At 64.0% G+C, this 21,612-nt stretch carries 20 protein-coding genes; 10 read left to right on the forward strand and 10 right to left on the reverse strand.

The features are described 5' to 3' along the window. The first annotated feature begins 21 nt into the window (after positions 1-21). The 4 genes from NKH35_RS02185 to NKH35_RS02200 all read left to right on the forward strand — a co-directional run bounded on the left by NKH35_RS02185 (position 22) and on the right by NKH35_RS02200 (position 4,705). A complete protein-coding gene (locus NKH35_RS02185) occupies positions 22-2,529 on the forward strand; it encodes a heavy metal translocating P-type ATPase (RefSeq protein WP_352913251.1) in 2,508 nt (835 codons plus the stop codon). 43 nt (positions 2,530-2,572) lie between these two features. Beyond that, a complete protein-coding gene (gene copM / locus NKH35_RS02190; protein ID WP_023732513.1) occupies positions 2,573-2,956 on the forward strand; it encodes a CopM family metallochaperone in 384 nt (127 codons plus the stop codon). Between the two features lie 92 nt (positions 2,957-3,048). After that, positions 3,049-3,894, forward strand: coding sequence for an aldo/keto reductase (locus tag NKH35_RS02195; RefSeq protein ID WP_023732512.1), 846 nt, complete (start codon positions 3,049-3,051; stop codon positions 3,892-3,894). A 52-nt stretch (positions 3,895-3,946) separates the two neighbouring features. Continuing rightward, positions 3,947-4,705: an MBL fold metallo-hydrolase gene (locus NKH35_RS02200; RefSeq protein WP_245260723.1), complete on the forward strand. Its 759-nt coding sequence runs from the start codon at positions 3,947-3,949 to the stop codon at positions 4,703-4,705. Positions 4,706-4,709: 4 nt separating this feature from the next. On the opposite strand, the gene NKH35_RS02205 is transcribed toward NKH35_RS02200, so the two are convergent. From NKH35_RS02205 to mutS, 3 genes are all read right to left on the reverse strand, one after another. Continuing rightward, on the reverse strand, positions 4,710-5,264 hold the full coding sequence (locus NKH35_RS02205) for a TetR/AcrR family transcriptional regulator (protein WP_023732510.1): 555 nt from the start codon (positions 5,262-5,264) through the stop codon (positions 4,710-4,712). 66 nt (positions 5,265-5,330) lie between these two features. After that, positions 5,331-5,795 carry a nuclear transport factor 2 family protein gene (locus NKH35_RS02210; protein WP_023729603.1) on the reverse strand — a complete coding sequence of 155 codons (465 nt, stop codon included), beginning with the start codon at positions 5,793-5,795 and terminating at the stop codon, positions 5,331-5,333. A gap of 73 nt (positions 5,796-5,868) precedes the next feature. After that, complete coding sequence (mutS, locus tag NKH35_RS02215) at positions 5,869-8,598, reverse strand: DNA mismatch repair protein MutS (protein WP_027049297.1); 2,730 nt, start codon at positions 8,596-8,598, stop codon at positions 5,869-5,871. 165 nt (positions 8,599-8,763) lie between these two features. Here mutS and NKH35_RS02220 point away from each other — a divergent pair, with 165 nt between their 5' ends. From NKH35_RS02220 to NKH35_RS02230, 3 genes are all read left to right on the forward strand, one after another. Then, a complete protein-coding gene (locus NKH35_RS02220) occupies positions 8,764-9,945 on the forward strand; it encodes a glycosyltransferase family protein (RefSeq protein ID WP_031261906.1) in 1,182 nt (393 codons plus the stop codon). Between the two features lie 144 nt (positions 9,946-10,089). Then, positions 10,090-12,369 (forward strand): NADP-dependent malic enzyme, encoded by a 2,280-nt coding sequence (locus NKH35_RS02225; RefSeq protein WP_352537249.1) that lies wholly within the window; start codon positions 10,090-10,092, stop codon positions 12,367-12,369. Between the two features lie 124 nt (positions 12,370-12,493). Further along, on the forward strand, positions 12,494-13,567 hold the full coding sequence (locus NKH35_RS02230) for a GGDEF domain-containing protein (RefSeq protein ID WP_352913255.1): 1,074 nt from the start codon (positions 12,494-12,496) through the stop codon (positions 13,565-13,567). 71 nt (positions 13,568-13,638) lie between these two features. On the opposite strand, the gene NKH35_RS02235 is transcribed toward NKH35_RS02230, so the two are convergent. Further along, on the reverse strand, positions 13,639-14,631 hold the full coding sequence (locus NKH35_RS02235; protein ID WP_023692653.1) for an adenosine kinase: 993 nt from the start codon (positions 14,629-14,631) through the stop codon (positions 13,639-13,641). A 215-nt stretch (positions 14,632-14,846) separates the two neighbouring features. Between NKH35_RS02235 and NKH35_RS02240 the strand changes: the two genes are divergently transcribed. Both NKH35_RS02240 and NKH35_RS02245 read left to right on the forward strand, forming a co-directional pair. After that, entirely contained in the window at positions 14,847-15,749 is a 903-nt protein-coding gene (locus NKH35_RS02240) for a DMT family transporter (RefSeq protein ID WP_352913257.1), read from the forward strand. Between the two features lie 198 nt (positions 15,750-15,947). Beyond that, positions 15,948-16,649, forward strand: a complete 702-nt coding sequence (locus tag NKH35_RS02245; RefSeq protein WP_352913259.1) for a sulfate transporter family protein — start codon at positions 15,948-15,950, stop codon at positions 16,647-16,649. A 5-nt stretch (positions 16,650-16,654) separates the two neighbouring features. Here NKH35_RS02245 and NKH35_RS02250 read toward each other — a convergent pair whose 3' ends face one another. The 6 genes from NKH35_RS02250 to NKH35_RS02275 all read right to left on the reverse strand — a co-directional run bounded on the left by NKH35_RS02250 (position 16,655) and on the right by NKH35_RS02275 (position 21,243). Continuing rightward, entirely contained in the window at positions 16,655-17,653 is a 999-nt protein-coding gene (locus NKH35_RS02250) for a proline racemase family protein (RefSeq protein WP_352545560.1), read from the reverse strand. A 13-nt stretch (positions 17,654-17,666) separates the two neighbouring features. Continuing rightward, positions 17,667-18,470 (reverse strand): isocitrate lyase/PEP mutase family protein, encoded by an 804-nt coding sequence (locus NKH35_RS02255; RefSeq protein ID WP_352763651.1) that lies wholly within the window; start codon positions 18,468-18,470, stop codon positions 17,667-17,669. Between the two features lie 76 nt (positions 18,471-18,546). Then, positions 18,547-19,365 (reverse strand): hypothetical protein, encoded by an 819-nt coding sequence (locus NKH35_RS02260; protein ID WP_245261097.1) that lies wholly within the window; start codon positions 19,363-19,365, stop codon positions 18,547-18,549. A 176-nt stretch (positions 19,366-19,541) separates the two neighbouring features. Then, positions 19,542-20,201 carry an HAD family hydrolase gene (locus NKH35_RS02265; protein WP_352913261.1) on the reverse strand — a complete coding sequence of 220 codons (660 nt, stop codon included), beginning with the start codon at positions 20,199-20,201 and terminating at the stop codon, positions 19,542-19,544. Next, on the reverse strand, positions 20,202-20,687 hold the full coding sequence (gene dut, locus NKH35_RS02270) for a dUTP diphosphatase (protein ID WP_352913263.1): 486 nt from the start codon (positions 20,685-20,687) through the stop codon (positions 20,202-20,204). 85 nt (positions 20,688-20,772) lie between these two features. Beyond that, complete coding sequence (locus NKH35_RS02275) at positions 20,773-21,243, reverse strand: Lrp/AsnC family transcriptional regulator (RefSeq protein WP_352913265.1); 471 nt, start codon at positions 21,241-21,243, stop codon at positions 20,773-20,775. A gap of 113 nt (positions 21,244-21,356) precedes the next feature. Between NKH35_RS02275 and NKH35_RS02280 the strand changes: the two genes are divergently transcribed. After that, positions 21,357-21,611: a DUF6356 family protein gene (locus NKH35_RS02280; RefSeq protein ID WP_352913267.1), complete on the forward strand. Its 255-nt coding sequence runs from the start codon at positions 21,357-21,359 to the stop codon at positions 21,609-21,611. Position 21,612 lies beyond the last annotated feature (1 nt).

The following is a 21,612-nucleotide window of genomic DNA, read 5'->3' on the forward strand; positions in this document are numbered from 1 at the left end:
ACAGATATAAGGCACTTTTCGATGGCGCATTCCGAGCATCACCACCACGCGGCCGATGGCAGCTGTTGTGTGGCAAAGGCTGCTGAGCCGGCCGCCGAAGCCGTGGTGCGCGATCCGGTGTGCGGCATGAGCGTCGATCCGGCAGCCGGCAAGCCGACGGCCGAGCATGGCGGCCGTCTTTTTCACTTCTGCAGCGAGGGTTGCCGTACGAAATTCGTCGCCGGGCCTGAAAAATACCTGACCGCCACCGACCCCGTCTGTGGCATGAGTGTCGACCGCGCTACCGCCAGGCATTTTTTCCGCCACGAAGGCCAGGGTTTCTATTTCTGCTCGGCCGGCTGCCGGGCGAAGTTCGAGGCCGAGCCGCAAAACTATCTCGGCGATAGGCCGGCGGCGTCGCCAGTGCCGAAAGGCACTCAATACACCTGCCCGATGCACCCCGAAGTGATAAGAGACAAGCCCGGCTCCTGCCCGATCTGCGGCATGGCGCTTGAGCCGATGGGCGTTCCCACTGGCGATGAGGGCCCGAACCCCGAACTGGTAGACTTCACCAGACGGTTCTGGGTCAGCGCGGTGCTGTCCCTGCCGCTGCTGATCGTTGCCATGGCGCCGATGCTCGGCCTGACGTTCCAGGCGTTTGTCGACGGGCGAACGATGGTCTGGCTGGAATTGGCGCTGGCCAGCCCAGTGGTGCTGTGGGCGGCCTTCCCCTTCTTCCACCGCGGCTGGGAGTCGCTGGTCAACCGCAGCCCCAACATGTGGACGCTGATTTCGCTGGGTGTGGGTGCGGCCTACCTCTACAGCGTCGTCGCCGCACTGTTTCCGGACATCTTTCCGCATCAGTTCCGTGGCCATGGCGGCACCGTCCCGGTCTATTTCGAGGCAGCTTCCGTCATCGTCGCGCTGGTATTCCTCGGTCAGGTGCTCGAATTGCGGGCGCGCGAAAAGACCGGCTCGGCCATCCGTGCGCTGCTCGACCTGGCGCCGAAGACGGCACGGCTGATCGGGGAGGACGGCTCCGACACCGACGTGCCGCTCGATGCGGTCAGGACCGGCGACCACCTGCGCCTGCGTCCAGGCGACGCCGTGCCGGTCGACGGCATCGTAACGGAAGGCCGTTCCTCCATCGACGAATCGATGATCTCGGGCGAGCCGCTGCCGGTCGAAAAAACGAAAGGCGATGCCTTGACCGGCGGCACGCTCAACAAGAACGGTTCGCTGATCATGCGCGCCGAAAAGGTCGGCTCCGAAACGACGCTTTCGCGCATCGTCGAGCTGGTCGCAAAGGCGCAGCGTTCGCGCGCGCCGATTCAAGGTCTAGCCGATCGCGTCTCCTTCTACTTCGTGCCGGCCGTCGTGCTGGTCGCGCTCGCGGCCTTTGCCGCCTGGGCGATCTTCGGTCCCGAACCCAGCTTGATCTTTGCCATCGTCTCGGCGGTCTCGGTGCTGATCATCGCCTGCCCCTGCGCGCTCGGCCTGGCGACGCCGATGTCGATCATGACCGCCACCGGGCGCGGGGCGCACGCGGGCGTGCTGATCAAGGACGCGGCCGCGCTCGAGCGCTTCGCTTCGGTCGACACGTTGATCGTCGACAAGACCGGCACCTTGACCGAAGGCAAGCCTCGCTTGACCGATGTCGTCGCTGCCGAAGGCCTGTCTGAGAATGAATTGCTGGCGCTCGCCGCCGGCCTGGAAAAAGGCTCGGAGCATCCGCTGGCCGAGGCCATTGTCGGCGGCGCCGACGTACGCGGCCTGACGCTCGTTGAGGCCAGCGGCTTCGACGCCGTCACCGGCAAGGGCGTATCCGGCACGGTGTCTGGCAGGAAGGTTTCGCTCGGCAACGCCGCTATGATGGCCGATGTTGGCATCGACACCGCTTCCCTGTCGGCCAGGGCCGAGGCGCTGCAGGCAGAAGGCAAGACGGCGATGTTCGTTGCGGTGGACAAAAAACTGGCCGGCATTGTCGCGGTCGCCGATCCGGTCAAGGCAACGACAGCCGAGGCGATCAGGGCGCTGCACGACAGAGGCTTGCGGATCATCATGGCGACCGGCGACAACGAGCGCACGGCGCGCGCCATCGCCAAAAGCCTTGGCATTGACGAGGTGCGCGCCGGCCTGCTGCCGGAACAAAAGGCAGCCCTTGTCGAGGAGTTGCGTGCGAAAGGTGCCGGCATCGCCATGGCCGGCGACGGCGTCAACGATGCGCCGGCCCTGGCCAGCGCCGATGTCGGCATCGCCATGGGCACCGGCGCCGATGTCGCTGTCGAGAGCGCCGGCATTACGCTGGTCAAGGGCGATCTCAACGGCATCGTCAGGGCGCGAACGCTCGCGCAGGGGACGATCCGCAACATCCGCCAGAATCTGTTTTTCGCCTTCCTCTACAATGTGCTTGGCGTGCCGGTTGCTGCCGGCGTGCTATATCCGCTCACCGGCACGCTTTTGTCGCCGATGCTGGCGGCGGCGGCCATGAGCCTGTCTTCGGTTTCGGTCATCGCCAACGCATTGCGGCTGCGGACGTTGAAACTCTGAGCAAAGCCCCCAGATACGAATTTCAATCAACAGGAGATCATGGATGACCTTGGCTAAGAAAATCGTGCTTTTGATGATGGCGGCGGGAATGCTGCTTGCCGTTTTCCTCGAAAGCGTCCCGGCGCAATCCGAAGAGATGAAACACGACATGGGCGCGATGGGCGCGCAAGGTCCTTCGACCGACGGCTACAAGGCGGCGATGGACAAGATGCACACCGACATGATGATCGAATATTCCGGCAATGCCGATGTCGATTTCGTGCGCGGCATGATCCCGCATCATCGGGGCGCGATCGACATGGCCAAGGTGGAACTCGCCAATGGCAAGGATCCCGAAATCCGCAAGCTGGCCGAAGATGTCATCGACGCGCAGGAAGCCGAGATCACCAAGATGCAGGTCTGGCTCGCCGCCCATCCGGCGAAGTAAGGCAGCAACGGCCATGCCGGAGAGATTCATTCTGGATTTCTCTCCGTGCTTGTGATGCCATTCGCATCGATTACACGGCGCCAGGAGCCCACATGCCATCGACGATAAGAGCCACCACACTGCCTTCGGGCGAGGCCGTCCAGGTGCTGGGACAGGGCACATGGAAGATGGGCGAGGATTCCCGCCGCCGCGCCGGCGAGGTCAATGCCCTGAAGCTCGGGCTGGACCTCGGCATGACGTTGATCGACACCGCTGAAATGTATGCCAGCGGCGGCGCCGAGGAGGTGGTAGCGGAAGCCATTGCCGGGCGCCGCGACGAACTCTTTCTTGTCTCCAAGGTATTGCCGTCCAATGCCTCGCGCGCCGGCGTGGCGCGGGCCTGCGAAAACAGCTTGAAGCGCCTGCGCACCGACCGCATCGATCTCTATCTCCTGCACTGGCCGGGCAGTGTGCCTCTATCTGAAACCGTCGAGGCGTTCGAGGCGCTGAAGGAGGCCGGCAAGATACGCCACTGGGGTGTCAGCAATTTCGACACCGACGAGATGGAGGAGTTGACCGGCCTGTCGTCTGGCGATCATGTCCAGACCAACCAGGTGCTCTACAATCTGTCGCGGCGCGGCCCCGAATTCGATCTCGCACCGTGGAGCCGGCAGCGCGGCATCCCGCTGATGGCCTATTCGCCGGTCGAGCAGGGCGCGCTGGCGCGCAATTCCAGGCTGGAAACCATCGCCGCCCGCCACAACGCCACGGCAGCACAGATCGCGCTTGCCTGGGTGATGGCGCAGCCCGGTGTCATCGCCATCCCGAAGGCGAGTAGCCAGGAGCATGTCCGCCAGAATTTTGCCGCGCTCGACATCGAGCTGACGGCCGAAGACCTCGCCGAACTCGACCGCGCCTTTCCACCGCCGGCGCGCAAGCGCGGGCTGGAGATGATCTAGATTGGAACGGGTTTCGACCGGGTATCATCATACGGCGTATAGAGTCGGAGCCATGACGGTCACGTCGCTGCGCGACGGTTACGTCGACATGCCAATCAGGCGGCTGCGCCAGCCCGGAGACCTGACATTCGGTGACAACCTGCCCTCGCATGTACCGCTCGTCGACGGTGCGCTCAGGCTGTCGGTCAACGCCTTCGCCATCGATGACGGCGACGACATCACGCTGATCGACACAGGGGCTTCGAACGCCTGGCACCCGACAATGGGGCACCTGCCCGAGGCGCTGCGCGAGGCGAAGATCGCCACCGAGCGGATTCGGACTGTTGCTTTCACCCACACCCATCTCGACCATATACACGGGCTCATCCTTGCCGATGGTGGCGACGGCTTCCCGCAGCTCTCTCGGCTGCTTGTCCCGCGCGCTGAGCTCGGCATGTTTCGCGACGTGGCGAGGCTGGAACGCTTCCACGATCGCGCCCAGCCTCTCGATGCTGGACAGCGCGTCAGCGCTGACATCGATACGATCGGCTCCGCTGGCCATGAAGCCGGCCACACTTGCTTTCGCTTTGTGAGCGCAGGCGAAACACTGTTGATCTGGGGCGACATCGTACATGTGCCGTCGCTTCAATTCGATCGACCCGAGATCACGTGGGAATTCGACGCAGACCAGCAGCAGGCGAGGGAAAGCCGGTTGCAAATGCTGGCGCTTGCGGCCAACACCGACTGCTACGTCGCCGGCGCGCATCTTGATTCGCCCGGCGTCGGCCGGGTTTTTCGAACCGAGACGGCTTTCCGCTTCGAGCCCTTGTAGCACTCTAGCCGAGCGCCGCCCGCGCCCGTCGCAACGCGCGCGAAAACACTGCGGTGTCGTCGAAGGCGCGCGCCAGCGTGAGCGCGCCCTGGATGGCGCCGACTGTTTCTTCGGCGAGTTCGTCCGCCCTGGCAGCGCTGTGCCCGCTTCGGGTCAGCGCTTCGGCAAGATGCGCCACCCAGCGGCCGAAATAGCTTTTGATGGCCTTGGCGAAGAGGTCGCGGGATTCGTCCAGCGCGAAGGCGCCGATCAGGCACACCTGGCGGCCCGACCGGAAATAGCTCTCGGTCGCTTCGAACATCCGGTCGATGCCCGTGCGAGGGTCGGCCCTGTCCAGCAACGGCACGAAGACATTCTCCTCGAACCAGCCATCTATATGGGCAATGACAGCCGCCGCCATCTCTTCCTTGCCGCCCGGGAAGAAGTGGTAAAGGCTGCCTTTGCCTAGGCCGGTCGCCGCACCGATCCGCGCCAGGCTCGCCCCTTCATAGCCGTGTTCGCGGAAAACCTCGCCGATGATGGAGAGCAAATCGGCGCGATCGGGCGCGATCCTGCGCATGCGCTAGTTTTTCCGCTTGAGCATGATCTTTGCCGAAAACCGCGACACAGCTCTAGGGATCATATTCTAAAGTCCGAGTTCGGACAGGCCGGGATGGTCGTCCGGCCGGCGGCCGAGCGGCCAGTGATATTTGCGCTCACCCTCGGCGATCGGCAGGTCGTTGATGCTGGCGACGCGCCTACGCATCAGCCCGGCCGCGTCGAATTCCCAATTCTCATTGCCGTAGGAGCGGAACCAGTGGCCACTGTCGTCGCGCCATTCATAGGCAAAGCGCACCGCGATGCGGTTGTCGTTCCAGGTCCAGACCTCCTTGATCAGGCGGTAGTCGAGCTCGCGAGCCCATTTGCGCGTGAGGAAGGAGACGATCTCATTTCTGCCCGAGACGAACTCGGCGCGGTTGCGCCAGGTGCTGTCCTGCGTATAGGCGAGCGAAACCCGTTCGGGATCGCGGCTGTTCCAGGCGTCTTCGGCAAGCCGAGCCTTCTGCGCGGCGGTCTCGGCGGTGAAGGGCGGCAGCGGCGGACGGCTCATGTCATTCTCCCATCGGCAAAGGCGATGGCGAGCATTGTACCAATCGGTACAATTGGTCAAGGCCGAAATCGGGCTAGGTTTTCCCCGCCAGCCCCTTCAGCCGGTAGAGCGCTTCCAGCGCCTCGCGCGGCGTCATCTCGTCTGGATTGATCTCACCCAGCGCTGCGCCCAATGCGTCGCTCTTCGCAGGCTTTGCCGCTTCCCGCTTCATTGCCACCGAAAACAGCGGCAGATCGTCGACCAGCCGGTTGGCCTTGCCGGAGACATCGCCTTCCTCGAGCTGATGCAGCACCTCTTTGGCGCGGCCGACCACCGCTTCCGGCAGACCGGCAAGGCGAGCGACCTGAACGCCATAGGAGCGATCGGCGGCACCCTTGCCGACCTCGTGCAGGAAGACGACGTCGCCTTCCCATTCCTTGACCCGCATGGTGACGTTGGAAAGGCGCGGCAGTTTGCCGGACAGCGCCGTCATCTCGTGGAAATGGGTGGCAAAGATCGCCCGGCAGCGGTTCTTCTCGTGCAGGTACTCGACCGCCGCCCAGGCGATCGACAGGCCATCGAAAGTGGCGGTGCCGCGGCCGATTTCGTCGAGGATCACCAGCGCCCGCTCACCGGCCTGGTTGAGGATCGCCGCCGTCTCGACCATCTCGACCATAAAGGTGGAGCGGCCACGCGCCAGATCGTCCGAGGCGCCGACCCGCGAGAACAACCGGTCGACGACGCCGATATGGGCCGATGTCGCCGGCACGAAGGAACCGGTTTGGGCGAGGATGGCGATCAGTGCGTTTTGCCGCAGGAAGGTCGACTTACCGCCCATATTCGGACCGGTGAGCAGCCAGATCGCGCCGGCCTTGGCCCCGTCTTGCGGCGACAGATCGCAATCATTGGCGACGAACGGCCCTTCGCCCGAGCGCCGCAGCGCCTGTTCCACCACCGGATGGCGTCCGCCCGAGATATCGAAGGCGAGGCTGGAATCGACCAGCGGCCGGCACCAGGCTTCGCTCTCCGACAACAGCGCGAGCGCCGCCGACACGTCGAGCACGGCGAGCGCATCGGCGCCGGCGCGGATCTTCTGCGCCTCGCCGACCGCCTCAGCCGTCAGCGTATCGAAAGCGGCAAGCTCGATGCTCAGCGCCCGGTCGGCGGCATTGGCGATCTTGGTCTCGAGTTCGGCAAGTTCGGTCGTGGTGAAACGCATGGCATTGGCCATGGTCTGGCGGTGGATGAAGCGCGCCTTGGCGCCGTCGCTTCCGGTCATGATCGAATGGTGGTTGGCGGTCACCTCGATGTAGTAACCCAGCACATTGTTGTGCCGGATTTTCAGCGAGCGGATGCCGGTCTCCTCGATCAGCGAGCGCTCCAGTCCGGCGATCACCTTGCGCGATTCGTCGCGCAGCGCCCGCATTTCGTCGAGTTCGGCATGGTAGCCGCCACGCACGAAGCCGCCGTCGCGCCTCAGCAGCGGCAGTTCCTCGCCAAGAGCCTGGGCCAGATGCTTGGCCAGCGCACGCGGCAGCGCCTTTATCGCGGCAAGTGCTTCCGTCAATTCATGGGGCAGCGCTGTTGCGGCGAAGATTTCGGCAATGGCGCCCGCCGCTTCAAAGCCGGCACGCAGCGCGCCGAGGTCGCGCGGGCCGCCGCGGTTGAGCGCCAACCGCGACAGCGCTCGCGGCATGTCGGCGACGCTCTTCAGGCTTGACCGCACAGCTTGGCAGAGCCGCGTCTCGGTGCGGAAGAACGATACCGAATCAAGCCGGGCAGCAATCGCCGCCGGATCGGTTAGCGGCGCCATCAGCCGGTCGGCGAGCAGCCTGGCGCCGCCGCCGGTGACCGTGCGGTCTATAGCCTTGAACAGCGAGCCGTCGCGGCTGCCCGACAGCGTGCGCAACAGTTCCAGATTGCCGCGTGTCGCAGGATCGATGAACAGCGTCGAGCCCTGCTCCTCGCGTTCGGGACGCGACAAAGGCGGCCGCTCGGCCTTCTGCGTCTTTTCGACATAGGCGATGGCGCCCGAGATCGCCGACAATTCGGCGCGCGAGAAGGCACCGAAACTGTCCGGCGTCGCCACGTCGAAGAAGCGCGCGATCCGCCCCGCTGCCGAAGCCGAATCGAAAAGCGACGGCGGCTGCGGGCTGGCGACGCGGCCGATGACGTCGAACACCGGCTTCAGCTCGGGATCGTAAAACACCGGCTCGGCGACGATCAGCTCGCGCGGGTCGACGCGGAAGACATCGGCCAGCAGGCGGTCGGCCGTGGTTTCGGCGACGCGGAAGACGCCGGTCGAGATCTCGATCCAGGCCAGGGCGAAGGCGTCACCGCTGTTGCCGCCCTTCACCCGCCCTAGCGCCATCAGGAAGCTCGATTCCGACGGCGCCAGCAATTTATCCTCGGTGATGGTGCCTGGCGTCACCAGGCGCACCACGTCACGGCGTACGACCGATTTGCCGCCGCGCTTCCTGGCTTCCGCCGGGTCCTCGATCTGCTCGCAGACGGCAACGCGAAAACCCTGGCCGATCAGCTTTTGCAGATAGTCGTCGGCCGCATGCACCGGAACGCCGCACATCGGAATGTCATGGCCCTGATGCTTGCCGCGCTTGGTCAGGACGATGCCCAGCGCCCGGCTCGCCTTCTCGGCGTCGTCGAAGAACAGCTCGTAAAAATCGCCCATGCGGTAGAACAGCAGCGAATCCGGGTTCGCCGCCTTGATCTCGATATATTGCTCCATCATCGGCGTGACGCTGCCGACGGGCGCAGGCGGTGTCACCTCGGGGGCGTCGGTTTCTGCTGAAGTGTGCATGTTCATGCCCGCACGCTAGCAGATGTGGGTGCGGGGTTTAATGCCGGCGGCCCGAAAAGCAGGGGACGACCGGCCTCGACGGCGGCTTGTGCTCCTTCTACGCCGGGTGAAGCCGTTGGTTGCTTCGGGCGCCAACCAGACCCTATGATCGCCATGGCGGGGATAAGCGGCATGGATCAGGACAAACAGGAGGCGTTCGAAGAGCTGGTCGGTCCGGCTGGATCGGCGCGTGAGCGCCTGCTGCTGTTGGCGGCGCGGCGCGTCCACCGCACCAAAAGCAAGCTTAGGGGGACAGTGCGCAAGCGCATCCCCTTCCTCCTGCCGACACGCGGGCCGCTGTCCGATGTCGATGGCGGCATCGACATGTCGCTGCATGTGCTCAGCCGCGACCCGCTGGTGCTCTATGTCCCGATTGGCGGGGCGCGGCCGCTCTATCCGCTGGCAGCGCTCGGCCGGCGCCTGGCGGCGCGCCGCGTCACCTTTCTAACGATGCAGACGTGGACCATGGAGCGGCCGGCTGTCATCGCCCGGATGGGCCGCGATCTCGCCTGGTATGCCGGCCGGTTTCCGCTGCACGAAATCATCTTCCTGTGCAACACCGAGGAAGAGCGCCGTCTCATCGCCGCTGCGGGCGGCAATGCCATCTTCTCCAACCACAATCTGATGGTATCGGAGGAGATCTTCCGGCCACTGCCGGACGTGCCGGTCGAATTCGACGCCGTCTACAATGGCCGCATCTCGCCGATCAAACGCCATCACCTCGCCTTCGACATAGAGCGGCTGGCCCACATCACCTATTCGATCGGCGAATTGCCGCCGGTTGCCGCCCGCGCCTTTGTCCGGCGACTGCAGGCGCAATCGCCGCTCCACAAAATCGCCAATCCGCTCGTCGACGGCTGGCCGGGCAAGCTGACGGCCCAACAGGTCAACCGCGTCTACAACCAGGCCGCCGTCGGGCTGTGCCTGTCGGCCGTGGAAGGAGCGATGTACTCCTCGATGGAATATCTGATGGCCGGTCTGCCGATTGTCAGTACGCCGAGCCTTGGCGGTCGCGACGTCTATTTCGATCCGGATTATTGCATCGTCGCCGAGCCGGAACGGGCTGCCATTCGCCGCGCTGTCGAAACGCTGCTCGACCGCGCTATACCGCGCGAGGAGATCCGCCGCCGGACACTGGAGAAGGTCGGTACCCAGCGCATCGAATTCATGGCGTTCCTGACTGCATTGCTGCGGCGCAAGGGGAGCCGTGGGCCACTCATCGAGACGTGGCCTTTCCCCGGCACAGACGGCATGATGCGACGGGGAACGGTGCGCGAAATCGCTGCCTTCGTGAGCGAGCCAGAGCCGACGTGACGCCATCCGACCCTCGGGAGATTTCGCTGCGGGCGTGAAGATCGCTTGGCGATTTACAGCGGTGGCGTGTAGCCTTGATCCAGAAGTTTCAAAAACACGCACCCGTCTCAAGGGGGCGACACCGGCGAGGAAATCAAAAGCATCATGGCCAAGAAAACCGAAAACAGCGGCCCCTCCGTCAGCGCCGAGGAGGCGCTGGAATTCCACGCCATGGGCCGCCCCGGCAAGCTGGAGATCGTCGCCACCAAGCCGATGGCGACGCAGCGCGATCTGAGCCTCGCCTATTCGCCGGGTGTGGCGGTTCCTGTGCTGGCCATCGCCGAAGACCCCAGCCGCGCTTTCGACTACACGACGCGCGGCAACATGGTCGCCGTCATCTCCAACGGCACCGCCATTCTCGGCCTCGGCAATCTCGGCGCGTTGGCCTCCAAGCCGGTGATGGAAGGCAAGGCGGTGCTGTTCAAGCGCTTCGCCGATGTCGATTCCATCGACCTCGAAGTCGACACCGAGGATGCCGACGAGTTCATCAATTGTGTGCGCTTTCTCGGCCCGTCCTTCGGCGGCATCAACCTGGAAGACATCAAGGCGCCGGAATGCTTCATCATCGAGCAGCGCCTGCGTGAATTGATGGACATCCCGGTCTTCCACGACGACCAGCACGGCACCGCCATCATCTCGGCCGCCGGGCTGATCAACGCGCTGGAGATCACCGGCCGCGACATGAAGACCACGAAAATGGTCTGCAACGGCGCCGGTGCCGCCGGCATCGCGTGCATCGAACTGATGAAGGCGATGGGCTTTGCGCCCGAGAACATCATCCTGTGCGACACCAAGGGTGTCGTCTACCAGGGTCGCACCGAAGGCATGAACCAGTGGAAGTCGGCGCATGCGGTCAAAACCGACACGCGCAGCCTGGCCGAGGCGCTGGATGGCGCCGACGTCTTCCTCGGCCTGTCGGCCAAGGGCGCATTGACCACCAGGATGGTGCAATCGATGGCCAAGAACCCGATCATCTTCGCCATGGCCAATCCCGACCCGGAGATCACGCCGGAGGAAGTGGCCGAAATCCGCACCGACGCCATCATGGCCACCGGGCGTTCCGACTACCCCAACCAGGTCAACAATGTGCTGGGCTTTCCCTACATCTTCCGCGGTGCGCTGGATGTCAGGGCCACCACCATCAATGACGACATGAAGATCGCCGCAGCGAGAGCGCTGGCCGACCTGGCGCGCAAGGACGTGCCCGATGATGTCGCCGCCGCCTATCAGGGCAACCGGCCGAAATTCGGCCCGAACTACATCATCCCGGTGCCGTTCGATCCGCGCCTGATCTCGGCCATCCCGCTCGCGGTGGCCAAGGCGGCGATGGAGTCGGGCGTCGCCCGCAAGCCTATCCTCGACCTCGACCGCTACGCGCAGGAGCTGTCGGCCCGCCGCGACCCGATCGCCTCGACCTTGCAGCGCATCTACGATCGCGTCCGCCGCCAGCCCAAGCGCATCGTCTTTGCCGAGGGCGAGGAAGAACAGGTGATGCGCGCCGCCGTCTCCTATGTGAACCAGAAGCTCGGCACCGCGATCCTGCTCGGCCGCGACGATGTCATCAAGGAAAACGCCAGGCACGCCGGCATCGACCTCAACAAGCAAGGCATCGAGATCATCAATGCCAGGCTGTCGCGCCGCAACGGCATCTATACCGATTATCTCTACGAGCGCATGCAGCGCAAAGGCTTCCTGTTCCGCGACTGCCAGCGGCTGATCAACAACGACCGCAACCATTTCGCTGCCTGCATGGTGGCGCTGGGCGATGCCGACGGCATCGTCACCGGCGTCACTCGCAACTATTCCACGGCGCTTGACGATATCCGCCGCGTCATCGACGCCAAGCCCGGCCACCGCGTCATCGGCGTCTCGATCGTGCTCGCCCGGGGCAAGACCGTGCTCGTCGCCGACACCGCCGTGCACGATATGCCCAATGCCGAGCAGATCGCCGATATCGCCGAGGAGGCGGCGGGCTTCGCCCGCCGCATGGGCTACGAGCCGAGGCTCGCCATGCTGGCCTATTCGACTTTCGGCCACCCGCAGGGCGAGCGCTCGGAACGCGTCCAGGAAGCGGTACGCATCCTCGACAAGCGCCGCGTCGATTTCGAATATGATGGCGAGATGGCCGCCGACGTGGCGCTCAATGCCCGCGCCATGGCCCAGTATCCATTCATTCGCCTGACCGGCCCGGCCAATGTGCTGATCATGCCGGCGTTCCACTCGGCCTCGATCTCGACCAAGATGCTGCAGGAACTCGGCGGCTCCACCGTCATCGGCCCGCTGCTGGTCGGCTTGAACAAACCGGTCCAGATCGTCTCGCTCAACGCCAAGGATTCGGACATCGTCAACATGGCTGCGATCGCGGCCTATAGCGCGGGAGCCTGATTGGCGGCAAAATAGCCAACCCATAAGAGATTGATAATATTCGGCTGCTATAGGGAACGTTCTCGCCCCCTATGCCCTTATGGCATTGGCGGCGCGCTCAGACCGCCAAAACGGGGGTGCGGCCATGAAGCATGACACGGCATCTGTGGTCGGCCAGGGGGTCTATCACGACGAGCGCCTGGATGCGCTGCTCAGCATCACCGGCCGCATGGACGGTTATCTCTACCGTTGCCGCAACGATGCGTCCTACACCATGCTCTACATCAGCGACGGCATTTTCACCGTCAGCGGTTATCGGCCGAGCGACTTCATTCAAAATGTCGTGCGCGACTATGTCTCGGCCATCCACCCGGATGATCTCGCTGCCGTCTATGCCGCCGTCGATACCGCGCTCGAGGCGCGCTGCAACTGGAACGTCGACTACCGCATCGTGCCGCAGGTCGGCGAGCCGCTCTGGGTCCGCGAGATCGGCGGCGGCGTCTGGGACGAGGCCGGCGAACTGGAATTCCTGGAAGGTTTCGTCGTCGACATCAGCGACCGTAAGGTAGTCGAGGATCTCAATGCCGAGCTGCTGCTCGAACTCAAGGCCGCCAATGAGGAACTCTCCGTACAAAAGCGCGAGATCGAGCTGGCCAAGCAGCATAGCGACCACTCGGCCAACCACGATGCATTGACCGGCCTGCCCAACCGGCGCGCCTTTCACAATGAGCTGAGGTCGGTGATCGACCGCTGCGACAGCACCGGCCAGGCGGCCGGCCTGCTGTTCATCGACCTCGATAGGTTCAAGAAGGTCAACGACACGCTCGGCCATGAGGCCGGCGACGCGCTGCTGCAGGAGGTGGCGGGTCAGCTTCGCACCATCCTGCGCAGCGCTGATTTCGTGGCGCGGCTCGGTGGAGACGAGTTCGCATTCCTGTTTTCAGGAGAGGCTGGCCGGGCCCGACAGAAGGCCGTGGGCGTCGCCGAACGTATCCTGGAAAAGTTGCGGATCAAGGTGCCGACGCCGAATGGTGCCATCCATGTTGGTTGCACCGTTGGCGTCGCCATCTACCCGGCGGAAGCGTCCGATTCGGAGGCGCTGATAACGCTCGCCGACCGACTGATGTACATCGGCAAAAAGAGCGGCCGCAACCGGCTGGTCACCGCCGGGGCGTTGGAACCTGGGCCTACGTCCGACGACCTTCGCCGCACCGCCTGAGCGGAGCGCCGGACAGCCTGAACCGGCGGGCACCCCTCATCTGGCTGGGCGCTGCGCGCCGAAAGACGGCCCTACAGCAACCCCGCCAGTTGGGCAGCGCTGCGCAGATTCTGCCGTGGCCGCGGTCCGAGCTGCTGGATCACCAGCCCGGCGGCCAGCGAGCCGAGATCGCCGCAATCCTTCAGGCTGCGCCCCGAGGTGTAGCCGTAGAGGAAACCGGCGGCATAGAGGTCGCCGGCGCCGGTGGTGTCGACCAGTTCGCGGATCGTCGTCGCCTGAATGGTGACGGTCTCGTCGCCGCGCACGATCACTGAGCCTTTTTCGGAGCGGGTGACGGCGGCAATCTTGCAGTCTTTGCGGATAGCCGCCAGCGCCTCGTCGAAGGATTTTGTCTGGTAGAGCGACTTGATCTCGTGGCTGTTGGCAAAGACGATGTCGACAGTGCCCGAGCGCATCAGCTCGAGGAACTCGTCCCGGTAGCGGTCGACGCAGAACGAATCCGACAACGTCATCGACACTTCGCGCCCGGCCTCGTGTGCGAGCTTCGCCGTCTGCCGGATCGCCTCCTTGGCGCGCGGCGGATCCCACAGATAGCCCTCGAAATAGGTAACCTTGGCGCCGGATGCCTTGTCGGCCTCGACGTCTTCCGGGCCGAGTTCGACGCAGGCGCCGAGATAGGTGTTCATCGAACGCTCGCCATCGGGGGTGACGAATATCATCGAGCGCGCCGTCGGCGGCTGTCCCTCAAGCGGCCTGGTGTCGAAGGCAACGCCCTGGGCATGGATGTCATGGGCGTAGATTTCGCCGAGCGGATCGTTCGACACCTTGCCGAAGAAGGCGGCGCGGCCGCCGAAGCTGGCGACGCCCGCCGCCGTGTTGCCGGCGCTGCCGCCCGAGGCCTCGATCGCCGGCCCCATGCGGCTGTAGAGCAGCTCGGCGCGCTTGGTGTCGATGAGGTTCATCGCACCCTTGATGATGCCGTTGGTCTCGAGAAAAGCGTCGTCGCACTGGGCGATGATGTCGACAATGGCATTGCCGATGCAAAGCACGTCAAAATCCGGCATCAATGTCTCCGCCTCGGAACCTGCCGGCTTTCTGCCGCGCCCGGGCGGGTCTACAGCATCACCCCGAAAAATGGCAACCGATTTCCATCCTTTGCCGGCCCAAGCCGGCGCGCGCGCCTGGGACGAGGCTCCATCACAGTTCGACCGTGGCCGAAGCATCTGACCGCCGGGTCGCCTACAAGCTTGGCCTCAAATCAAGCGCTGGAAGCACCCGCATGCAAGCAAAGACCGACATGACCACCGAACTGGCGCTGCTTGGCGTGCTGGCCGCCCTGTGGGGCGCGTCCTATACCTTCATCAAGATCGGTGTCGAGACGATCCCGCCGATATCCTTCATCGCTGCCCGCACCTTGATTGCCGGCGCCATCCTGCTCGCGCTGATCCGCTGGCGCGGCCTCGCCATGCCCAAGGACAGCGCGACCTTGTGGCGGTTCATGGTCCAGGCCTGCCTCAACAGCGTCGTGCCGTTCACGCTGATCGCCGCCGCCGAGCGTTCCATCGATGCCGGCCTGGCCACCATTCTCAACGCGACCTCGCCGATCTTCACCTTTCTGCTGACCGCGCTGATCACCCGCCACGAATCCGTGACCGCACGCAAGCTGTTCGGCGTCGGTGCCGGCATCGCCGGTATTTGCCTGATCGTCGGCACCCAGGCGCTTGGCGGGCTCGGCCATCAATTGTGGGCGCAGCTTGCCGTCATTGCCGCCACGGTCTGCTATGCCGGCGCCGCCATTTTCGGCCGCGGCTTCAGGGGACTCGACCCGATGCTGCCGGCCGCCGGCTCGATGCTGTGCGGCGCAGTCATCCTCGTCCCCTTGAGCCTGGCCTTAGACCGCCCGTGGACCCTGTCGCCTTCAATGGCGTCGATACTGGCCTTGTTGGCATTGTCGGTGTTCTCCACGGCGCTGGCCTTCTGCATCTTTTTCCGCCTCATCCACACGCTTGGTTCGGTCGGCACGACGTCGCAGGCCTATCTGCGCGTGCCGATCGGCGTCGGCATCGGCGTCGTGTTCCTCGGCGAGAGCCTTGGGCCGACAGCTTTCTGGGGCATGGGCTGCGTCGTCGCCGGCGTTGCGGCAATGACCATCCCCGCCCGCTCCCGGGCGCTGGCGCGCTAGATCGTGATGAGATTTGGTTGAAATCTCATCATGATCTTACCCTTTGTTGGAGCATGATCTTTTCCAAAAACCGGTACCCACTTTTTGGGATCATGCTCTAGTTCCCGTCCGGAATTGCGCCCGCTCCAGCAGGCTTGCGGCTGACAGGGTCTCCGCCTATGTCGGAGATATCCGTTTGTTCCTGGGGGTGGAAACGCCGTGATCTCCAACGCTGCCCGCGCCGCCTTCAGCCGGCTGTTTTCTCCCGAATTCCGCGCGGTTTTCCTGAAGACGCTGGGCTTGACCGTCCTGGCGCTGGTCGCCTTGTGGTTCGTCTTGACCGGGCTTGTCGATTGGCTGGCCCTGCCATGGGTTCACTCCTTGCTGCCCGGCCTGCCGTCCTGGGCCGGATGGCTGAGCGGCATCATCGCTGCCATCGCGCTTGCCTTCGGGATGGCGCTGCTGATCGCGCCGGTGACGGCAATCGTGGCGGGCCTGTTTCTCGACGACATCGCCGAAGTGGTCGAGCGCACCGACTATCCGGCCGATCCCGTCGGACGCGCCATGCCGGCGCTGCGCTCGCTCGTGTTGTCGGTGAAATTCTTCGGCGTCGTCATCCTGGGCAACATCGTCGCCTTGCTCCTTCTGTTGGTTCCAGGCGTCAACATCGCCGCCTTCTTCATCGTCAACGGCTATCTGCTCGGACGTGAATTCTTCGAATTCGCCGCCATGCGCTTCCGCCCGGAAGATGAGGCGAGGGCGTTGCGCCGGAAACATGCCGGCACCGTGTTTCTGGCCGGGCTGCTCATTGCCGCCTTTCTCGCCGTGCCGCTGCTCAACCTGCTTACGCCGCTCTTTGCCGCCGCCATGATGGTGCATCTGCACAAGGCGGTCGGCGCGCGGGAGAGCGCCGGGCGATAGGCCTATCAACGCAGAAGAAAACCGCGTCCCAATTCGTCATCCGGCTCGACGGTGAATTCCGCCCGGCCCGAATAGTAGGCGCGGCCGCCGACGCGGGCGATGATCGCATCATGCGGGCCGGCCATGGTCGTGCGCGCCACCGCTCCGGAAAAGCGCGAGCCGGCGATGCTTTCGAAGGACCGCTCCTGACCAGGGTTGATCTCACCCTTGGCATGCATTGCCGCCAGCCGCGCGGTGACGCCGGAGCCGGTCGGCGAGCGGTCGACCTCGGCATCGGCAAAGACGCAGATGTTTTTTGTTGCCTCGCCGGAGAACGCATCGTGTCCATCGGTGAGGATGGTGCCGTAGAGGAAAGCGAGATCGGCATGGTCAGGATGCGATAGAGGGAACGCCGCCTTCAGCCGCTCGGTCAGCGCGGTTGCCGCGTCGACGAAATCGCGCACCCGGCTGCGGCCGAACTCCAGGCCGAATTGATGGCAGCCGGCCAGCGCGTAGAAGGCGCCGCCATAGGCGATGTCGAACGCAATCTTGCCGTATCCCCCCAATTCGATTTGTTGGTCATGGGCAAACAGAAAGGCCGGCACGCTTTCGAACGACACCGATCCCGCTTTGCCGTCCCTGACCTCCACCGAGGCGACGACCATGCCGCACGGCGCCTCGATGTTGACGGTGGTGATTGGCTCCTGCTTGACCACCAGCCCTTCGTCGACGGCGTAGCGGCCAAGCGCAATGATGGCGTGGCCGCACATCGTCGAATAGCCCTCGTTGTGCATAAACAGCACGGCCAGCTCGGCGCCGGGCAGGTCGGGCTCCACCAGCAGCGCGCCATACATGTCGTAGTGGCCGCGCGGCTCGAAGATCAGCAGCTTGCGCAAATGGTCGAGGTGGTCGCGCACATAGGCGCGCTTTTCCAGGATCGTGCCTTTGGGAATGTCTGGATAGCCGTCGGTGACGATCCTGAGCGGCTCGCCGCCGGTGTGCATGTCGACGACGGTGAGCGTCATGCGCCGGGACCCCCTAGCCTGAGGATTTGGAAAACAGCGCCTGCAATTTGCCGAACGGGATGGCGGCCCGGGTGAAGCCGAACGTGCCGTCCTGCTGGATCTCGCGCGCCGCGGTTTCCAGCATGCCGAAGGCGAAATTGGTCAGCCACGGACCGAGCGAGATGCGCTTGACCCCGGCCATGGCAAGGTCGGCGATGGTGAAGGCCGGGAGTGCCATGACATTGACCGGCCTGCTCACCGCCGAGCAGACTTTCTGGATGGTCTCGACATCTTTGAGGCCGGGCGCATAGAGCACATCGGCGCCGGCCTTTTCGAAGGCCTGCAGCCGCTTGATCGTGTCGTCGAGATCCGGTTTGCCCCAAAGGAAATTCTCGGCCCGTGCGGTGAAGACGAAATCATGCTTGAGCGCCCGTGCGGCTTCAGCAGCAGCTGCAACGCGCTCGACGGCGTGTGAAAACTCATAGATGGGCTTGTCGGGATCGCCGGTATGGTCCTCGATCGAGCAGCCGGCGAGACCTGCCGCTTCGGCCGCAAAAACCGTCTCGGCGGCACTCGTCGCGCTGTCGCCCTTGCCTTTCTCGAGATCGGCCGACACCGGCAGGCTGGTTGCCGCCGTCAGCTCGCGGCAATGGTGGATCATCGCCTCGAAGGTCACTGCGCCATCGGGCAGGCCGCGCGAGAAGGCAAAACCGGCGCTGGTCGTCGCCAGCGCCTTGAAGCCGAAGGAGGCCAGGAGCTTGGTCGTGCCGACATCCCAGGGGTTTGGCATGACGAAGGTCGAGGCGTGCAGGTCGCGAAAGATCTTGCCCTTGTCCATGAGTGCTCCCTTCAGATGCGGAATATCGGCAGATTCTATCGTGCAGAAATGCACCGGGCAAACGAATGCGGTTGGCTCAGAAGCGTTTGGCGTTCTCTCCTGCCAATCTGTCCAGCGCGTCGGAATCCTTGACGTAGTGCAACGTCTTCTTGTCCCAATGATAGGCAACGGAAATTGCGTGGGCTTCAGGCTTGGGCGGCTGGCCGTCGCAGCTCTCGCCGTTGAGCACCGTGGCGTCGGTCACCGTCACTTTGACTGCGGCATAAGGCTGCCCGTCAGCGATCGTCTGGAAAGCAACGTCCTGCTTGCGGCTGTAGGCGCACAGGTTCTCATCGAAGGTGAAGATCATGTCGATCAGTTGGAATTTGTCGTCGCGCACCATGATCAGCGGCGTGATCGCGTAGTTTTGGCTTGAATTGAAATGCGCGCTCATGGTGATCACGATGTCGTCGTTCGGCCCAACGGAAAGCTTGCCCGGTTCACGGAAATAGGTGCCGCGGTCGAGCGCGACATTGACGGCGTCGAGCAGCTTCGGCTTGTCTGTGATGTCGTAGAGCGCCAGCACGGCATAGCCTTCGGCGCTGTCGGGAGAGTCGCCGAGGTCGTAGAGCATCGCCAGCCGGTCCTTACCCCCGGCCTTGATGGCGAGCACGCCGGCGTTGGAGAGGCCCGATGTCTCAGGCGGCGAACCGCCGCCATCCGGTCCCTCGATGTGGCGCATCTCGATCGGCAATCCACCCCGGTAGAAACCGTTGCTGTCACCTGCGAGGCCGGGAATGACCATCCTTGCGAGGTCCAGATAGGTCACATCCATGTGGCCGGGGATGGCGCTGCCGAATTCCGGGAAGCTGACGGCTTGCGCGCCGGCTGCGGTCCAAAGCCACGGCAGCAGCACAAGCGCTAGAGCAATTTCAGGAAAAGTGTGTGCAGTTTTCCGGCCGGAAATTGCGACAAAACAAAAAGATAGAGCGGTTCGCCGTTTCCATGAAACGGTGAAACGCTTTAGGATGGAGCGAAGCAGGTTCGTTGGCATGGGTGCCTCAGGCTGGCCGCGCGGAACCTAACACAGCTTCAGTGGATCGGCACCAGCCCGGCAAGTCCGCGCATGTCGTCGAACAGGACGCCGCCGGCGCCGGCCAGGCCATCGCGGTCGGAATAGGGATCGCCATGATAGGAATAGACACGCATGCCCGCGGCAATGCCGGCCTGCGTGCCGGCAACGCTGTCCTCGATGACGATGCAGTCGGCGGGCGCAAAGCCCATGGTCTTTGCCGCATGCAGGAACAGGTCCGGGAACGGCTTGCCGCGGCCGACCATGGTCGAAGAGAACATGGCGTGCTCGAACAAAGGCAGCAGCCCGGTCTGGCCGAGCGTGATGTGCATCTTCGAGATACGCGCGGAAGTGGCTACGCAATAGGGAATGCCGGCCGCGCGAACCGCCTCGATGAAGTCGCGCACATAGGGGATCGCCTCGACGCCATGCGCAAACAGATCGGGCAGGCCGGCATTCCAGCGATCGACGAAATCGGCGCCGAGCCGCACCGTGGTCGTCTCTTCGATTTCCTTCTGCACCGAAGCCATGCTGCGGCCGGAAAAATATTTGCGGCAATATTCGAATGTGGTGGGATAACCGGCGGCAACAAACCACTCGGCAAGCCGCCGGTTGGCAAGGTTCTCGGTGTCGACCAGGATTCCGTCGCAGTCGAAGATGACCAGTTTCGGTATGCTCATTCAGGCGGTGCCGGTCGATCCGAACCCGCCCGCGCCGCGCGTCGTGGCGCCGGCCAGCGAGCGCTCCTCAACCGTCACCTGCGTCACCGCGGCAAAGACGATCTGGGCAATGCGCATGCCGCGCGTCACCGCGAAATCCTCGTCGCCGAGGTTGACCAGCAGCACCTTAACCTCGCCGCGATAGTCGCTGTCGACCGTGCCTGGTGAATTGAGGACGGTCAGCCCATGCTTGAAGGCAAGGCCGGAGCGCGGCCGCACCTGGCCTTCCATTCCTTCGGGAATTTCCAGGATCAGACCGGTCGGCACCAAGGCGCGCTTGCCAGGCAGGATCAGCAGCGGCCGGTCTTCCGGCACCGCGGCGCGCAGATCCATGCCGGCGGCGCCGGTGCTTTCGTAAGAGGGAAGGGGAAGTCCATCGCCATGCGGCAACCTGACGAAGCCGACGGTTGGACCGATGACGGAGGAATTGTGGAGGGCTGCGCGCATAAAATCGATCCTATCGGCGCGAACGGCGATTCGGTCAACTCGTCCGCAGGCCTATCAACGGCTTTCTTTCGGGCGTCAGTGTGACCTAGCGCAATTCCACCGGAACGACCGTCGTCTCCTTGATCTCCTCCATGACGAAGGAGGCCGAAACGTCCGACAGCGCCACCTTGGCGATCAGCCGCTGATAGAGCCGGTCATAGGCCTTCATGTCAGCGACGCGGGCGCGCAGCACGTAGTCGAGATCGCCGGACATGCGATAGACTCCGGTGATCTCGGGAAAACCGGTCACCGCCGCCCGAAACTTCTGCAGCCAGTCCGGGTCATGATTGGACGTGCGGATCAGGATGAACACCGAAAGCCCGAGCCCGAGCTTGTCGGCATCGACCAGCGCCACCCGTCCGGTGATGACGCCGTCCCCTTCCAGCCGCTTGACCCGGCGCCAGCAGGCGTTGCGCGACAGCGACACTTTTTCGGAGAGCTGATCGACCGATAGTGTGCCGTCGCGTTGCAGCTCGGCCAGCAATCTTCGGTCGATTTCATCAAATTCAAGCGCCATGTGGGATGAATGTCCCGAACCACGGCGTTAGACAAGGACAAATTGAGACCGATGAACCTTTACCCCGTGGCAGGATACCCACATCGGGGCTTATCCCGGCAGGAGGGATCACCATGACGACGCTGTTTTCGAACCTGTTCACCTCTCACCCGGCCAAGGTGGGCGAGACCTATTTCAGCCATATGGCCTTTGCCGCCTGGTTCTGCTCGCGCCTCCTGATGGCCGCTGGTGCGGCACTCGTTCACGCTTTCTTGCCGTTTCTCTTCGAAACTACGGCAAGCCGAATCGTTCGCGAACTCTACGAGCGGACGCACAACAGAGGCTCGCACGCGGTCAAGGAGCCCCAGGCTCTCTTGGATCGCGCCTAGG

The organism is Mesorhizobium sp. M1143, from assembly GCF_040318435.1.
In the GTDB taxonomy this organism is placed as follows: Bacteria; Pseudomonadota; Alphaproteobacteria; order Rhizobiales; family Rhizobiaceae; genus Mesorhizobium.

Coding starts and splice junctions, on each gene's coding strand:
- NKH35_RS02200 (WP_245260723.1), top strand. CDS start 3,947: ATGACGGTCACGTCGCTGCGCGACGGTTACGTCGACATGCCAATCAGG.
- dut (WP_352913263.1), bottom strand. CDS start 20,687: ATGCGCGCAGCCCTCCACAATTCCTCCGTCATCGGTCCAACCGTCGGC.
- NKH35_RS02250 (WP_352545560.1), bottom strand. CDS start 17,653: ATGACGCTCACCGTCGTCGACATGCACACCGGCGGCGAGCCGCTCAGG.
- NKH35_RS02205 (WP_023732510.1), bottom strand. CDS start 5,264: ATGCGCAGGATCGCGCCCGATCGCGCCGATTTGCTCTCCATCATCGGC.
- NKH35_RS02210 (WP_023729603.1), bottom strand. CDS start 5,795: ATGAGCCGTCCGCCGCTGCCGCCCTTCACCGCCGAGACCGCCGCGCAG.
- NKH35_RS02265 (WP_352913261.1), bottom strand. CDS start 20,201: ATGAGCATACCGAAACTGGTCATCTTCGACTGCGACGGAATCCTGGTC.
- NKH35_RS02225 (WP_352537249.1), top strand. CDS start 10,090: ATGGCCAAGAAAACCGAAAACAGCGGCCCCTCCGTCAGCGCCGAGGAG.
- NKH35_RS02280 (WP_352913267.1), top strand. CDS start 21,357: ATGACGACGCTGTTTTCGAACCTGTTCACCTCTCACCCGGCCAAGGTG.
- NKH35_RS02195 (WP_023732512.1), top strand. CDS start 3,049: ATGCCATCGACGATAAGAGCCACCACACTGCCTTCGGGCGAGGCCGTC.
- NKH35_RS02220 (WP_031261906.1), top strand. CDS start 8,764: ATGGATCAGGACAAACAGGAGGCGTTCGAAGAGCTGGTCGGTCCGGCT.
- NKH35_RS02185 (WP_352913251.1), top strand. CDS start 22: ATGGCGCATTCCGAGCATCACCACCACGCGGCCGATGGCAGCTGTTGT.
- NKH35_RS02240 (WP_352913257.1), top strand. CDS start 14,847: ATGCAAGCAAAGACCGACATGACCACCGAACTGGCGCTGCTTGGCGTG.
- mutS (WP_027049297.1), bottom strand. CDS start 8,598: ATGAACATGCACACTTCAGCAGAAACCGACGCCCCCGAGGTGACACCG.
- NKH35_RS02255 (WP_352763651.1), bottom strand. CDS start 18,470: ATGGACAAGGGCAAGATCTTTCGCGACCTGCACGCCTCGACCTTCGTC.
- copM (WP_023732513.1), top strand. CDS start 2,573: ATGACCTTGGCTAAGAAAATCGTGCTTTTGATGATGGCGGCGGGAATG.
- NKH35_RS02230 (WP_352913255.1), top strand. CDS start 12,494: ATGAAGCATGACACGGCATCTGTGGTCGGCCAGGGGGTCTATCACGAC.
- NKH35_RS02275 (WP_352913265.1), bottom strand. CDS start 21,243: ATGGCGCTTGAATTTGATGAAATCGACCGAAGATTGCTGGCCGAGCTG.
- NKH35_RS02235 (WP_023692653.1), bottom strand. CDS start 14,631: ATGCCGGATTTTGACGTGCTTTGCATCGGCAATGCCATTGTCGACATC.